At 65.6% G+C, this 15,187-nt stretch carries 12 protein-coding genes; 4 read left to right on the top strand and 8 right to left on the bottom strand.

Annotation, left to right across the window (positions count from 1 at the left end; genetic code table 11):
* Position 1: 1 nt before the first annotated feature.
* The 6 genes from FMA36_RS12380 to FMA36_RS19755 form a co-directional block, all read right to left on the bottom strand.
* Positions 2–625 carry a thioredoxin domain-containing protein gene (locus FMA36_RS12380; RefSeq protein WP_159262637.1) on the bottom strand — a complete coding sequence of 208 codons (624 nt, stop codon included), beginning with the start codon at positions 623–625 and terminating at the stop codon, positions 2–4.
* Positions 626–763: 138 nt separating this feature from the next.
* Positions 764–1,681 carry a hemolysin family protein gene (locus FMA36_RS12385; protein ID WP_159262639.1) on the bottom strand — a complete coding sequence of 306 codons (918 nt, stop codon included), beginning with the start codon at positions 1,679–1,681 and terminating at the stop codon, positions 764–766.
* Positions 1,678–2,241: an rRNA maturation RNase YbeY gene (gene ybeY / locus FMA36_RS12390; RefSeq protein ID WP_159262641.1), complete on the bottom strand. Its 564-nt coding sequence runs from the start codon at positions 2,239–2,241 to the stop codon at positions 1,678–1,680. The genes FMA36_RS12385 and ybeY overlap by 4 nt, the downstream gene beginning before the upstream one ends.
* Positions 2,225–3,286, bottom strand: a complete 1,062-nt coding sequence (locus FMA36_RS12395) for a PhoH family protein (RefSeq protein WP_159263920.1) — start codon at positions 3,284–3,286, stop codon at positions 2,225–2,227. The genes ybeY and FMA36_RS12395 overlap by 17 nt, the downstream gene beginning before the upstream one ends.
* An 89-nt stretch (positions 3,287–3,375) precedes the next feature.
* The gene (gene miaB / locus FMA36_RS12400; protein ID WP_167518060.1) at positions 3,376–4,734 is read right to left on the bottom strand and encodes a tRNA (N6-isopentenyl adenosine(37)-C2)-methylthiotransferase MiaB; all 1,359 of its coding nucleotides are present in this window, start codon (positions 4,732–4,734) and stop codon (positions 3,376–3,378) included.
* Positions 4,735–4,785: 51 nt separating this feature from the next.
* A complete protein-coding gene (locus tag FMA36_RS19755; RefSeq protein ID WP_276612582.1) occupies positions 4,786–4,908 on the bottom strand; it encodes a hypothetical protein in 123 nt (40 codons plus the stop codon).
* Between the two features lie 287 nt (positions 4,909–5,195).
* Here FMA36_RS19755 and FMA36_RS12405 point away from each other — a divergent pair, with 287 nt between their 5' ends.
* On the top strand, positions 5,196–7,142 hold the full coding sequence (locus tag FMA36_RS12405) for an autotransporter assembly complex protein TamA (protein WP_159263921.1): 1,947 nt from the start codon (positions 5,196–5,198) through the stop codon (positions 7,140–7,142).
* Positions 7,142–11,347, top strand: a complete 4,206-nt coding sequence (locus tag FMA36_RS12410) for a translocation/assembly module TamB domain-containing protein (protein ID WP_159262645.1) — start codon at positions 7,142–7,144, stop codon at positions 11,345–11,347. Before FMA36_RS12405 ends, FMA36_RS12410 begins: the two co-directional genes overlap by 1 nt.
* A 101-nt stretch (positions 11,348–11,448) precedes the next feature.
* Here FMA36_RS12410 and FMA36_RS12415 read toward each other — a convergent pair whose 3' ends face one another.
* Together FMA36_RS12415 and FMA36_RS12420 are read right to left on the bottom strand one after the other, a co-directional pair.
* Positions 11,449–12,045 (bottom strand): CarD family transcriptional regulator, encoded by a 597-nt coding sequence (locus tag FMA36_RS12415; RefSeq protein ID WP_078524182.1) that lies wholly within the window; start codon positions 12,043–12,045, stop codon positions 11,449–11,451.
* Positions 12,046–12,102: 57 nt separating this feature from the next.
* Positions 12,103–12,978, bottom strand: a complete 876-nt coding sequence (locus tag FMA36_RS12420; RefSeq protein ID WP_167518031.1) for a bestrophin family protein — start codon at positions 12,976–12,978, stop codon at positions 12,103–12,105.
* Positions 12,979–13,212: 234 nt separating this feature from the next.
* Here FMA36_RS12420 and FMA36_RS12425 point away from each other — a divergent pair, with 234 nt between their 5' ends.
* Together FMA36_RS12425 and fghA are read left to right on the top strand one after the other, a co-directional pair.
* Positions 13,213–14,328 (top strand): S-(hydroxymethyl)glutathione dehydrogenase/class III alcohol dehydrogenase, encoded by a 1,116-nt coding sequence (locus FMA36_RS12425; RefSeq protein ID WP_159262646.1) that lies wholly within the window; start codon positions 13,213–13,215, stop codon positions 14,326–14,328.
* A 3-nt stretch (positions 14,329–14,331) separates the two neighbouring features.
* On the top strand, positions 14,332–15,186 hold the full coding sequence (gene fghA / locus FMA36_RS12430) for an S-formylglutathione hydrolase (protein ID WP_159262648.1): 855 nt from the start codon (positions 14,332–14,334) through the stop codon (positions 15,184–15,186).
* The last annotated feature ends 1 nt before the right edge of the window (position 15,187 follow it).

Below are 15,187 nucleotides of genomic sequence, written 5' to 3' on the forward strand. Positions count from 1 at the left end.
CTCAGCGGGCCGCCGCTTCAACCTTCTGGGCAAACTGCTCGTAGGTCAGTTCCTGCGCCACCTGCTCCTTGTCATTGAAGCGGAAGGTGGGGGTGCCGTCGATCTTGTACTGGGCCTGGGCGCGGTCTTCCTCATCCATGATGGCATGGCGCAGCTTGTCGTCATGGATGGTCTGCTGGAACAGGTCGGACGACATGCCGGCAAGGGCCGCCATTTTCTGGATCTCGGCCTCTGCTTCCGCCGGTTCCTTGCCAAAGGCCCAGTGATCCTGGCTGGACAGCAGCGCAAGTACGAACGGCTCATAGCGTTCGGGGGCGAGCGTGCGCGCGACCATGCAGGCGGTCAGCGCCACCTGGTCGAGCGGAAAATCGCGGAAAATGTAGTACACCTTGCCCGTATCGATCAGCTTGCTGCGCACTTCGGGGAAGACCTCGGCAGCAAAACGCGCGCAATGCGTGCAGGTGAGCGAGAAGAATTCCTCCACATGCACCTTGGCCGCAGGGTTGCCCACGGCGCGGATGGACAGGCGCGGGTCCGCCGCCTGCGCCATGGCCCGGCCAGACAGCAGGCCACCAGCCATGAGGGTGGGGGTAAGGGCAAGCAGGGTGCGGCGTGTGATGGGCATTACGGTCACTCTCCGGTGGGGGACAGGGGAAGGCGTGGGGCATGGCCCCGGTGGGTATCAGTATTAAGGCGGCGCGGGCCGCGCGTAAATCCATCGTGCCACCATCGGATGGCGCGCCCGTGCCGGCGCGCCATCCGGTCAGGCCTGCTGCGGGGCTGCCTCGCGCGGGGGCAGACGCACGCGCACGCGGCGGATATGGCGGGCATCCGAATCAAGGATGCGGAACACCATGCCGCTTTCATGCGTCACGATCTCGCCGCGCGTGGGCACATGGCCCGCGAGGCGGAACACCAGGCCGCCCACGGTCTCGATCTCGGCCTCGCGTTCCTCGCGCGTGAGCACGGGGCCGACTTTTTCCTCAAAGGCGGCGACGGGGGTGCGGGCATCGACATCGAGCGTGCCGTCGGGGCGTTCGCGCACCATGCTCACGGTCGGTTCGTCATGCTCGTCGGAAATATCGCCCACGATGGTCTCGATCAGATCCTCGATGGTGACGAGGCCGTCGATGCCGCCGTACTCGTCAATGACGAGGGCAAGATGCACATGCCGCAGTCGCATCTGCAAAAGCAGGTCGAGCACGGGCAACTGGGGGGCGACCATGAGCGGCTGGCGCAGCAGCGGCTCCATGCGGAAGGCTTCCGACGTGCCGACATAGGCAATCAGGTCCTTCACATGGATCATGCCCACGATGTCATCAAGCTGGTCGCGATAGACCGGCATGCGGGAATGGTTTTCCCGCCGCATCATGGCCAGGGCCTCATCAAGGCTGATATCGACCGGCATCGCCACGATGTCGGCGCGTGGAATCATCACGTCATCCGCCGTGATGCCGCGCAGGCGCAGCACATTAGCCAGCAGCGCGCGCTCCTGCCGGTCGAGTTCGGAGGCGTGGGGATTGGCGTCATCCCCCGCCGCATCATCGGCTTCCTTGACCAGCGCGGCAATGGAATGGCGCAGCCCCGGTTCAGCGCGCCTGCGGCTGAACAGCGACAGGAATCCCTTGCCGCGCGATCCGGACGGAGGCTCCTCGTTGGCATCGGTTCCGGGGCGGCTCATGAGCGTGCCTCCCGGCTCACCATGCGGCCCGGCTTCCATGGGTTGGCAACGCCAAGGCCGGACAGGATGCGGGCTTCGAGCATTTCCATCTCGCGGGCCTCGCCGGGGTGGTGGTGGTCATATCCGGCCAGGTGCAGCACGCCATGTACCACCAGATGCGCCAGATGGGCGGCCATATCGCGCCCTGCCGCATGCGCCTCGCGCGACACGGTCTCAAAAGCGATGATGATGTCGCCGCCCCATATGCCGCCCGCGATCGGGTATTCGAATGTCAGGACATTGGTGGGCTTGTTGCGCCCGCGATGCTGCCAGTTCATGCGGGCCACCGTGCGGTCATCGGCCAGCACCACCGTGACCGGGCCGTGGCAGCCCGTGGCCATAAGCGTGGCGCGCGCCGCGCGGTCAACCACGCGGGCAGGGTGGGGGACGGCGCGGTTCCAGCGCCTGTCCGCCACCGTGACATCGGGGCCGTCAGGCCCGGCCTTCAGGGCGGCCTGCGTGGCCCGCCCTGCTGCGACCCCGCCCTTGTGGGCAGGGCCTGTGCTACTTCGAGGTTTCATCGTTCTCCTGCTGCGACCGGGCGCGGTGGGGGCGGCGTTCGGCCCCGGCACGCTGGTCGTATGCCTCCACTATACGCGCCACCAGCGGGTGGCGCACCACGTCACGCGATTCAAATCGCATCATGCCGATCCCGGGCAGGCCGTCTAGGGTATCGACCGCCTCCCGTAGGCCGGATGTCACGCCACGCGGCAGGTCAACCTGGCTCAGGTCGCCGGTAATGACCATGCGCGTGCCTTCACCCATGCGGGTGAGGAACATCTTCATCTGGGCAGGCGTGGTGTTCTGCGCCTCGTCCAGAATGACAAAACAGTGCGCCAGCGTGCGCCCGCGCATGAAGGCGAGGGGCGCGACCTCGATCTCGCCCGTGCCCATGCGCCGGATCACCTGATCGCCCGGCATCATGTCATGCAGGGCGTCATACAGCGGGCGGAGGTAGGGGTCGATCTTTTCCTTCAGGTCGCCAGGCAGGAAGCCCAGCCGCTCGCCTGCTTCCACCGCAGGCCGCGACAGCACGATGCGGTCAACCTGGCCCGCCTGCAGCATGGCCACGGCCTGGGCCACGGCAAGGTAGGTCTTGCCGGTGCCAGCCGGGCCGAGGCCAAACACCATTTCCTGCCGCGCGAGCATGGCCATGTATTCAGCTTGGCCAACCGAGCGCGGGGCCACGGGGCCGCGCCGGGTCATGATGGTGGGCAGGTCGGCAAGTGACGGGCCTGCCGGTGCCGTGGCGGTACGGGTGTCGGGCATGGGGGGCACTCCTCCCGTGACATGGCGTGGCGCGGGTGCGGAAAAGGCATGGGCGGCCAGCCGGATGGCGGTATCGACGGTGGCGGTATCGACTGCCTGCCCGGCTGTTGCGCGGCGGTAGAGTTCGGTTAGCGTGGCCTGTGTCAGTTCCACCCGCTGGGCCGCACCCGTAATGGCGATGCGGTTGCCCCGGCAGGCCAGCCGGACATCAAATCCACGTTCAAGATGCAGCAGGTGGCGGTCATGGTCGCCCACAAGCTGTGCCAGCAGCACGTTATCTTCAAACTGCATGGTCACGGTGCGGTCATTGGCCGCGGCCGTGCCACCGGGGGTACGCCGCCCGCCGCTGCGACGGGGGGCGTGGAGCGTGGATTGTGTCTGTTCTCTCAAGCCCTGTCTGTCTCCTCTGTCAGGATACCACCAAGCGAGTTGGTGTACCTGTGGCGGATATCCACATTGGCGATCTGGCCGATCAGGCTGTCCGGGCCTTCAACGCTCACGGCCTGCAGCCATGGGCTCTTGCCCGAAACCTGACCGGGCTTGCGCCCCCGGCCCGTAAAGAGCACGGGCACTACCTGGCCTATGGTTGCATCATTGAATGCATCCTGCTGCACGCGCAGCATGGCCTGGAGTTCCTGCAGACGGGCATCCTTCAAGTCCTCGGGCACATGCATGCCGGCACCTGCGGCGGGCGTGCCGGGGCGGGAGGAGTATTTGAAGGAATAGGCCTGCGCAAAGCCGATCTCGTCAATCAGGCGCATCGTGTCGGCAAAATCGGCATCCGTCTCGCCGGGATGGCCCACGATGAAATCAGATGACAGGGCAAGGTCGGGCCGCGCATCACGCAGGCGGGCCACGAGCGTGCGGTAGTCATCGGCCGTGTGGCCCCGGTTCATGGCGGCGAGCACCCGGTCGGAGCCGGACTGTACCGGCAGGTGCAGGAACGGCATGAGCTGCGGCAGGTCGCGATGGGCCGCAATCAGGTCATCCTCCATGTCGCGCGGGTGCGACGTGGTGTAGCGGATGCGCTCGATGCCCAGTTCCCCCGCCAGCACGCGGGCAAGGCGGGCAAGGCCCCAGGTGCGGCCATCGGGACCTTCACCATGATAGGCATTCACGTTCTGGCCCAAAAGCGTGATCTCGCGCACGCCGCCAGCCACGAGCCTGCGGGCCTCATCAAGCACGGCCTGCGCGGGCCGGCTGCTTTCCGCCCCGCGCGTGTAGGGCACGACGCAGAAGGAGCAGAATTTGTCGCATCCTTCCTGAATGGTGAGAAAGGCGGAGCCGCCCGCAGGGGTCGCGCGGTCGGCGGGCAGGAAGTCGAATTTCTGCTCGACGGGGAAATCGGTCTCGATCACCGCACCTGCCGCGCGGGCGGCGCGTGCCACCATCTCGGGCAGGCGGTGATAGGTCTGGGGGCCGAGCACGATATCGACATAGGGCGCGCGGGCCAGGATTTCCTTGCCCTCCGCCTGCGCCACGCAGCCTGCCACCGCAAGCACGGTGGCCGCACCCTGCTCGGCGCGCGCCTCCTTGACCTTGCGCAGGCGACCGAGTTCGGAGAACACCTTCTCCGCCGCGCGGTCGCGGATGTGGCAGGTGTTGAGGATGATCATGTCAGCCGCATCAGGCGTGCTCACGGCCCGGTAGCCGAGCGGGCGCAGCACGTCGGACATCCGCTCGCTGTCATACACGTTCATCTGGCAGCCCCATGTTATGACATGAAGCCCCCTGGTGGATGACATGCTGGCTTGTGGCGTGGCCACGCCGGGGCGGGGAGACAGGCTGTTCACGGGTCAGGTATCCTCAGGCATCATCGCGGGCACGCGCCCGCGCAACGGGGGCAAGACATCGGGCCTTGCCTGCGTGCGGTCAAGGGTCTTGCCGCCGATAAAGCCGGGAACACATGGTCTGCCCATCAACGCTCCTGGTGTGAAGGGTGAGGTGCCGGACACGGCCCCCTTGCCCGATTCAACCCGATCATGCCTGCGGGAATCGGGGGTATGTCAAGTCAGGAACGCGGGCGTGGAGACAGTTTGCAACATCCCCGGCGCGTTTTGCCCTTCAATGCGACAAATTCGGAACTTATTAAGGGAGAAGCGTTAATATCGGTTTGATCATGCATGGCGGGAATGGCAGACAATACCCTGTGGGCAACTGACCGCATGAAAGAAGACAGCAACAGGGGCAGCACCGTTTGACACGATTGCGTCATCTCCGCCTGGCAGCCAGTGCCAGGCGCGGGGCCGGTTATGTTAGCCTGTTTGCGGTCATGACGGTTCTGCTGCCGGGGCTGCCTGCGGCTTTTGCGGCTGATCCGCAGGACTACACCACGACCATCCGCCCCACCGGCAATGCCGACCTCGATGCAGCGCTCAAGGCGTCTTCCGACCTGCTTTCGCTCCAGAAAACGCAGGCCGTCAGCCCCTTTGCCCTGACCGGGCGCATCCACAACGATTATTCCCGCCTGATCAGCGCGCTGGAAAGCTACGGCTATTACGCGGGCAGCATTACCATCACCATAAGCGATGGCAGCCACAAGGGCGCCCCCTCCACCGATGGCGGGCAGGACGGGCGCGACCCCGACCTGCCGGAATGGATGCAGGCCCTGCCCGCGGGCCACAAGGCGCAGATCAGCATCACGGCCGCTACCGGCCCGCTATTTCGCATCGGCACGGTCACGCTCAACCCCGACAAGGGCGACGGTCCCATCCACCTCAACCCCACCGAGGCAGCAGCCTTTGGCATGAAGCCGGGTGCTGCAGCACAGGCCGAGGCCGTGCTGACGGCGGGGGCGGCACTCCAGACCGCGCTGACGGAGGAAGGCTACGCGTTGGCACATGTCAGCACCCCGCAGGCCTGGCTGCGGCCTGCAACCCATACGCTCGATATTGCCTATACGGTGCATCGTGGCCCGGTGGTGAACCTTGGCGCCTTTGCCTTTGGCGGGCTGCAGCGCACGCACCCGGCCTATATCGCGCGCAGGCTGACCATTGCACCGGGCGAGCTGTACCAGCCCTCGCGCATCGAGCGCGCCCGGCAGGACATTGCCTCGACGGGGCTGTTCTCCGATGTGCAGGTCAATCATGGGGATACCCTGGCCCCTGATGGCAGCATGCCGCTCGATTTCGGCTTTCATGAAGGCAAGCGCCACAGCGTGGGGGCCGAGGGCGGCTATTCAACCGATCTCGGTGGCCGCGCGGGTGTGACATGGACACATAACAACCTGTTTGGCAATGCCGAGCGGCTGCGGCTTACCGCGCTGATCACCGGGCTTGGCGGCTCGGCGGAGCAGGGGCTGGGCTATGATTTCTATGCCGACCTGATGAAGCCCGATTTCGGCTCGCGCCAGCAGAACCTCAGCGCCCGCCTCGAGGGCATCAAGCAGGAACTCTATTCCTACCGCCAGACCGCGCTGCTTGCGCGCATCGGCATCGTGCGCCACGTCAACCGGCACTGGAACGTGTCGTTTGGCGGGCAGATCGAGCAGGAACAGATCGAGCAGATGGGCACCACCAACAGCTATTTCATCCTCTCGGCGCCGCTCACCGCCAATTACGACGGCACGGGCGTGGACAACCCCATCACGCCCGCCACCCATGGCGTGCGCGTGGGGGCCAGCATCACGCCATCGGCCTCATTGACCGATGGCACCTCGTTCTTCGCCATCATGCAGGCCACGGTCTCGACCTATTTCGACCTCAGGCATTTTGGCCTGAGCCGCCCCGGCCGCAGCGTGCTGGCGTTTCGCGGCACCATTGGCAACGTGGAAGGCGCCTCGACCTTCGCCATTCCGCCCGATCAGCGGCTCTATGCCGGTGGCTCGGCCACGGTGCGCGGCTTCCGCTACCAGGGCGTTGGCCCGCAATTTGCCAATACGCGCTACGCCATTGGCGGCACGTCGATGGATGCGGGGTCGTTTGAATACCGCCAGCGCATATTGCAGAAATTCGGCGCGGTGGGCTTTATCGATGCAGGTCAGGTCACGGCGGACCGCACGCCCTTCCAGGGCACGGTGCGGGTGGGTGCCGGGGCCGGGGCGCGCTACTACACCCCCATTGGCCCGGTGCGGCTTGATGTGGCGGTGCCGCTCAACCGCCCCGCCAAAGGCGACAAGTGGGAGCTGTACGTGGGCCTGGGGGAGACATTCTGATGCCGCAAGCTACGCCATCCTCTCCCGCGCCGCGCACGGGGCGGCGCATTGCACGCGCCTGCGCGCTGGGCGTTGGCATTCCCTTCGGGCTGGTGGCCGCAGCACTGGCCATGGTGCTGGTGGCGGCCAATACCGGGGCGGGCCAGCGCGAGATCGAGCGCCGCCTGCCGGGGCTGACCGGGGGCAGCGTGCACCTGTCGGGGCTGGGGGGGCGCTTTCCAGATGCGCTGCATGTGCAGCATCTTGAACTTGATGATTACAAGGGCGCGTGGCTTTCGATCGATGACCTCCAGCTTGACTGGTCGCCCCTGCGGCTGCTCACGCGGCGGGCGGTCATCACCAACCTGTCCATGGCGCGGCTGGCCATTCCGCGCCTGAGCGAGGATGACCCCGCCCACCCGCCCAAGCCTGAAAAGCCCTCGAGCGGCAGCATCCACATGGGCGTGGATATCAGGGCGGTGCATGTGGCGCGGATCGATGTGGGCGCTGCCCTGGCGCAGGTTCCCGCCGCCTTCAGCCTCAATGGCCATGCCAGCCTGGCCGACATCGCCCCGGTGCTCGACCATTTCTCGGTGGCAACCCTGCCGCCAGCCGATATCGCGCTGAAGCTGGTCCGGCTCGACCATCCCGGTAGCCTCGACCTTGTAACCAGGCTGGGCAACAAGGGCGACGTGGTGCTCGACCTGCATGCAAGCGAAGGGGCGGATGGCTTCCTTGCCACGCTCAGCCATGTGCCCGCCCTGGCACCGCTTGACCTCTCGCTGGGGCTGCATGGCCCGCGCGCGAACACGCAACTCGCACTTGCGCTGACTACGGGGGACATTCATGCCAACGCGCACGGGCAGCTCGGGCTGCTTGACCACCATATGGCGCTGGATGTCGCAGCCCATAGCGGCGCTGTAACGGCAACGGGCGGCACGGGCTGGCAGGGCGCGGACCTTGCCGCCAGGCTGGGTGGCACGCTCGACCGCCCCACGGGCAACGGCACGCTCGACATTGACCGCCTGACCTATAACGACACCAGTTTCACCAACCTGCATATGGTGGCCGACGGGCTGAGCGCCCCGGTTGCGGGCCAGCCGGAACACGCGGCGGTGCATGCCACCGTCACGGGCCTGCGCATTCCCGGCAGTCAGCCCATGCTGTTTGCCGCCGATCCGCTGAAACTTGATGTGCTGTGGCGGCCTGACGCGCCAAAGGGGCCGGTTGAACTTGCGCTGTCCCACCCGCTGGCGCAGGTGACCGGGCAGGCCACCACCACGCAGCCGATTGCCGCCACCTTCCATGCCGACCTGCCCGACCTTGCCCCGCTGGCAGCAGCAGGCGGCACGGACCTGCATGGCCATGCAGGCCTTGATGGCAGCGTAAGCCTGCCCGCAAAGGGGCAGGACGGGCAGTTCGGCCTCGAGAGTCAGATCGTGCTTGATGGTGGCCTGCCGGCGGCGGTCGGACTGGTGGGTGATAAAGGGCATGTGAGCATTGCGGGCACGATTACGCCGGGCGGGAAGGGGGGTGATACAATCCGCTTCACCACGTTGCAGGCGCAGGGCCGTACCCTGCAGCTTGATGCCACGCCGACCCGGATCGTAACCGGCACGCCGCTCAATGTGGATGCCACGGCGCACCTGGCCCTGTCGGACCTGCATGCGCTGGCGCCCACGCTCAAGGGGCACATGCAGGCCGACCTGCATGCGGCGGGGCCGGTCAATGACCTCATGGCCAGCCTGAAAACCCAGGCCAGCATCGCGGCCAGCAACACGGCGGCGGGCGATGTGCAGGCCAGCCTGACCATGGCGCACCTGCCGCAGGTCAGGCAGGGGGAACTTGCCATTTTCGGCACGGTGGACCGCGCCCCCATACAGGTCAGCGCCCATCTCGACAGCAATGCCGATAACAGCCGCCACCTGCAGATTGCCCAGTTGGGCTGGAAGAGCCTTGGCGGCACGGCAGACATGACGCTGCCCGATGGCCACAAGGTGCCAACCGGCATGCTTGATGTGCACATGACCCGCCTGGCCGACCTGCATGACCTGACGGGCCAGGACATCAGCGGCCATGTCGCCGCCACCCTGCGCACCACCAGCGCCACGGCCACGACGCCTGCAGCACTGGCGGTGAATGTGGATGGCGCGCTTAATGCCGCCATCGGCCGCATCGACCGGGTGGTGCTCAAGGGTCATGTGCTCGACCCTACGGGCAATGCGCCTACGACCGACCTCGACCTTGCAGTGGATAACGCCCATTTCCGCGATATGGGGGGGCGGGCGCATGTCACGGCAAAGGGGCCGCTTGCGGGGCTGGACGTCAATGCCCAGTCCACGCTCGATACGCCCTGGACCGGCCCCGCCACGCTGGATACGGCGCTGGTGGCCAATATCAGCGGGCAGTCGGTGAATGTACGCCGCCTTGTGGCACAGGCGCGCGGCGAGCAGGTGCGCCTGGATGGCCCGGTCAGCGTGGCGTATGGCAAGGAGATCGCGCTCGACCATCTGCGCGTCAGCCTCACGCCGCCGCGCGGGCAGGCGGGCAGTGTTGAGGCCAGCGGCAAGGTCAGTCCGGCGCTTGACCTGCATGTGGCGATCAACCGCCTCTCGCCAGACCTGGTGGCTCCCTTCGTGCCCACGCTGCACGCGCAGGGCCAGCTTTCGGCCGAGGCCCGGCTGACTGGCACGCCCGCCAGCCCCACGGGCAAGGTCACCCTGCACGGCACGGACCTCAGATACCACACCGATTATACCGCCTCGCTCGCGCCAGCCTCGATCGAGGCCACGGCCAACCTCAATGCAGGTATGGCGCGGGTCGATGCGCAGATCGAGGCGGGGCCGCAGGTCAATCTGGGGCTGCATGGCACGGCGCCGGTCAATAAGGCCGGGCAGATCACCCTGCAGGCCGATGGCAGGGTGGATCTTGCGGTGGCTAATGCCTATCTGGGCGCGCAGGGCATGCAGGCGGGGGGCAACCTGCAGGTGGCGCTGGGCGTGCGCGGCACCCCGGCCCAGCCCCGGCTCAATGGCACGCTCAGCCTGAGCAATGGCCTGTTCCATGACTTTGGCGAGGGCATACAGCTTTCGGGCATGCAGGGCACGGTCAATGCCATGGGCGACAGGCTGGTCATCGCCACACTCACCGCGCAGGCGGGCAAGGGCAGTATCGCGGCCTCGGGCAGTTATGGTGTGCTCCAGCCCGGCCAGCCGATCGACCTGCATATCCATGCCGATAATGCCCGCCCGCTGGCCAGCGACCTGATTACCGCAACACTCAATGGCGACCTTGGCATAAAGGGGCAGCTTTCGAGCCGGATCGACGCGACCGGCAACATCACGCTCAAGCGGGTGGACATCAACATTCCCGATTCCCTGCCCAGTTCGGTCGCCCATCTGGATGTCATCCGGCCCGAGGATGAGAAAAATCAGGACAGAACAGCCAAGGCCGCCCCGCTGGTGGTCGGGCTGGGGCTGGATGTGACCTCGCCGGGGCAGTTCTACGTGCGCGGGCACGGCCTGAACACGGAAATGCACGGCCATGTCCACGCAGGCGGTACCGCAACCGCGCCGGTGATGACGGGTGCGTTCTCGCTGGTAAAGGGCGGGTTCTCGCTCGGCGGTATCTCGCTCGATTTCAGCAAGGGGCAGGTGGGGTTCAATGGCATGGGCGTGACGCATGCCATCGACCCGACGCTGGATTTCGTGGCCGAGCGCAGCACCAATGATGGCACCGCCCGGCTGAACGTGGGCGGCTATGCCAGCGCGCCCAAGATCACTTTCTCGTCCTCGCCGCCGCTCTCGCAGGACCAGATTCTGGCCATTCTGCTGTTCGGCACCGATACGCAGTCGCTCTCGCCCACGCAGATGGCCTCCATCGCCGCAGCCGTGGCCAGTGTCAGCGGTGGTTCCGCCTTTGACCCGCTGGGCATGGTGCGCAAGACGCTGCATCTGGACCGGTTGCAGATGAGCAGCTCCTCCAACGGCTCGGGCGGCAACGATACTGGGGCCATCGAGGCAGGCAAATATGTCATGCGCGGGGTGTATGTGGGGGCCAAGCAGGCCACATCGGGCTCAGGCACGCAGGCGCAGGTGCAGGTTGACCTGACCAAGCGGCTCAAGATCAACACTACCGTGGGCACGGGCGGCAACGTGACCGGCTTCACCACGCCGGAAAATGATCCGGGCAGCAGTATCGGCCTGCTGTACCAGTTCAAATACTGACCGGCTGAAAGCAAGGGCCGATCCGGAAAAAGCAGCCCCAAAACAAAACCGCTGGCACGGGGCCAGCGGTGTCTTGTCGGTTTGGTGGGGATGGGGCGGGATCAGGCCGCCTTCATCACCTCGGTCAGGTTTTCCAGCACTTCGGTCGGCTCCTTGCCTTCGAGCACGGCCACCTCGGCCACGAAGCGTTCCTGGGCGGCCTCGAACAGCTTGCGCTCGCTGAAGCTGCCATCAAGGCTGTCGACATTGCGGCGCAGGTCGCGCAGCACTTCGGCAATCTGTACGAGGTCGCCGGAGTTGATCTTTTCCTGATAGGCCACGGCGCGGCGGGCCCACATGCCACGGCTGACATGGGGCTTGCCCTTGATGATGGCCATCGCCTTGTCCACGATCTCGCGCGAGACGATCTTGCGCAGGCCCGACTTGCGTGCCTTCGAGAGCGGGATGCGCAGCGTCATCTGGTTGCCGGGGAACGAGATCTGGATCATTTCCAGCTTCGTGCCCGCGATTTCGTCGACCCCGATCCGGTCAACGCGGCCCACGCCATGCGCGGCGTAGACGATGGCATCGCCCTCGCGGAACGGATCTTCATCTTTTACAGCCGTGCTGGACTTGGCCTCGGCTGCCGTGGTCGCGGCGGCGGTCCGCGCCATGGCATCGGTCACAGTGCCCTTCTGGGTGGTTCTGAACATGCTCATGTCCACCCTATAGCATAAATTGCGCCTGCTGTCTTGAGGCGCTTGCACGGTGGCGTGTCAGCCCTGTATGCCCCTGACAGGCGTGAGCGGCGGCGGGGCAGGCAACCCGCAGGACTGCATGAGGTCGATCTCGATGGTGCGCGATATGGTCAGCATCGGCATGCCGTGCGGCGTTGAGCCAAAGGGGTCCTGCAGGTCGCTGCCGACCTTGTCGAGAGCCACGAACAGAACCCCCACGAGCGATGAACCGAGCGGCGTGATCCACCCCAGCGTCTGCACCATGGAAAGCGGCAGGATGATGCAGAACACCGCCGCCACGACCTTGGGCAGCACCGAGAACTGGATGGCCAGTGGCGTGTTGCGGATGCGCTCGAGCCCGCCCTGCGCGTTGCTCATGTCGGACAGGATACGGTCGATCTGGCCCTGCAATGCGCCATCAATATTCATCCTGCGGCATTCCGCATCCACCCGCAGCCCGATCTGGAACAGGATGGCAGCGGGGATGTTGGCGCGGCCTTCGATGCCGGGCTTCATCGAATCAGGCAAAAGGCGCATGACGTCCTGCAGGTCATCAAGCCGGCCGAGTGCGCTGCGCAGCGCGTAGGGGTAGGCGGCCATGGCGCAGGCCAGGTCCGGGCAGCCACGCAGGATGGTGCCTGCCTGCCGCGCAAACGAGCGGCTGTTATTGGTCACGGCCCCCCACAGGGTGCGCCCCTCCCACCAGCGGTTATAGGCGGTGTTGTTGCGAAAGCTCATGAACAGCACCAGCGCCGAGCCGATGAGCGATATGGGCAGGGTGGGCTGCTCCATCCATTCCTGATGGAAGATCTGGAACATCATGACCACGACCACATCCCACGCACATAGCAGCACAAGCGAGAGCAGGCTCTCGCGCATGAGGATCCACAAACCGATTTTGCGATTGATGACCATATGGTGTTCCTGGAACGGTTGAAAAAAGCGGGGCGCCGCGGCCAGCCCCGCTTTCGCGCTTATCACATCCTGCCCGGGCCATGGCAGCGCGGCATGGCGCGTGGCATCATTTGTCACTCAAAGAGCTTAACGCTTTCCTGACCGGGCAACATTGACGCATCCGTCCATGAGGCCCTTAATCGTTGCAAACTGGTACGGGCCCCGGCCCGCAACGCATGCAAGGAGAGACTGGTCATGGATGTAAGGGCCGCCGTTGCCTTTGAGGCAGGCAAACCGCTTGAAATCGAGACCGTGCAGCTCGAAGGTCCGCGTGAGGGCGAGGTGCTGGTGGAAATCATGGCTACCGGCCTGTGCCACACCGACAAGTTCACCCTTTCGGGTGCTGACCCGGAGGGGCTGTTCCCCGCCATCCTTGGCCATGAAGGGGCAGGGGTGGTGCGTGAGGTGGGCCCCGGCGTGCGGCACCTTAAGCCCGGTGATCACGTAATCCCGCTCTACACGCCGGAATGCCGGGAGTGTAAATCCTGCCTGTCGCGCAAGACCAACCTGTGCACGGCCATCCGCTCGACACAGGGCAAGGGGCTGATGCCTGATGGCACGTCGCGCTTTTCGTTCAGGGGGCAGCCGATCCATCACTACATGGGCTGCTCCACCTTTGCCAACTTCACCGTCCTGCCCGAGATAGCACTCGCCAAGATCCGGCCCGATGCCCCGTTTGACAAGGTGTTCTACATCGGCTGCGGCGTGACCACCGGCATTGGTGCCGTGCTGTTTACCGCCAAGGTCGAGGCCGGGGCCACGGTGGCCGTGTTCGGGCTGGGTGGCATCGGGCTGAACGTGATCCAGGGCGCGAAGATGGTGGGTGCCGAGCGCATCATCGGCATCGACATCAACCCCGAACGCGAGGCCATTGGCCGCAAATTCGGCATGACCGATTTCATCAACCCCAGGGACCTCGGCCCGGATGGCGATCTTGTTGGCCATATCGTGGAACTGACCGGGGGCGGGGTGGATTACTCGTTCGAATGCGTGGGCAACCCCACGCTCATGCGCCAGGCGCTGGAATGCGCGCATCGGGGATGGGGGGTTTCCACCATCATCGGCGTGGCAGGCGCGGGGCAGGAGATCAGCACGCGTCCCTTCCAGCTCGTGACCGGGCGGCGGTGGATCGGCTCGGCCTTTGGTGGCGCGCGTGGGCGTACCGACGTGCCGCGCATCGTGGACTGGTTCATGGAGAACCGCATCGACATTGACAGCCTAATCACCCACAGGCTGCCGCTCGAGCGCATCAATGAAGGCTTTGACATGATGGCTAAGGGCGAGAGCATCCGCACCGTTGTCGAGTTCTGATCCATGGGCCAGATCACAACGCTTGAGGAACACGCAAGCTGCGACGGGCGGGTTGGCTTTTACAGCCACCCTTCCACCGCGCTGGGGCTGGAGGCGCGTTTTGGCGTGTTCCTGCCCGCCCGGGCGCTGGCAGGCGAGAAGGTGCCGGTTGTATTCGTGCTGGCGGGCCTGACCTGCACGCAGGAGACCTTCCTCATCAAATCCAACGCCGTGCGCTTTGCCGCCCGGCACGGGCTGGCGCTGGTTGCTCCCGATACCTCGCCGCGCGGTGCCGCCGTGCCGGGCGAGGACGCGGCATACGACCTTGGCACCGGTGCCGGTTTTTACCTTGATGCCACCACGCCCGCGTGGCGGGCGCATTACCGCATGGGCAGTTACATCGATACGGAACTGCCGCAACTGGTGCAGGACCATTTTGCCATTGATGGCGCGCGGCGTGGCATCATGGGGCACTCCATGGGCGGGCATGGCGCGCTTGTGCATGCGCTCACGGCCCCGCAGGCATGGAAATCCGTTTCGGCCTTTGCGCCGATCTGTCATCCCACCATCGTGCCATGGGGCGAGAAGGCGTTTGCCGCCTATCTTGGCCCCGACCGCAAGGCCTGGGCGCGGCATGATGCAACGCTGTTGCTTGAAGCGGGCCATACCCACCCCACCACCATCCTGATCGATCAGGGGGAGGCGGACCAGTTCCTGCACAACCAGCTCAGGCCCGACCTGCTGCATACGGCGGCAGGTGCTGCGGGACAGGGGCTACAACTGCGCGAGCATGCAGGGTATGACCACTCCTACTGGTTCATCCAGTCCTTCATTGCTGACCATATCAACCATCATGCTGCAATCCTGAATGCGACGTAAT

Source organism: Komagataeibacter xylinus, assembly GCF_009834365.1.
GTDB lineage: Bacteria > Pseudomonadota > Alphaproteobacteria > Acetobacterales > Acetobacteraceae > Komagataeibacter > Komagataeibacter xylinus_D.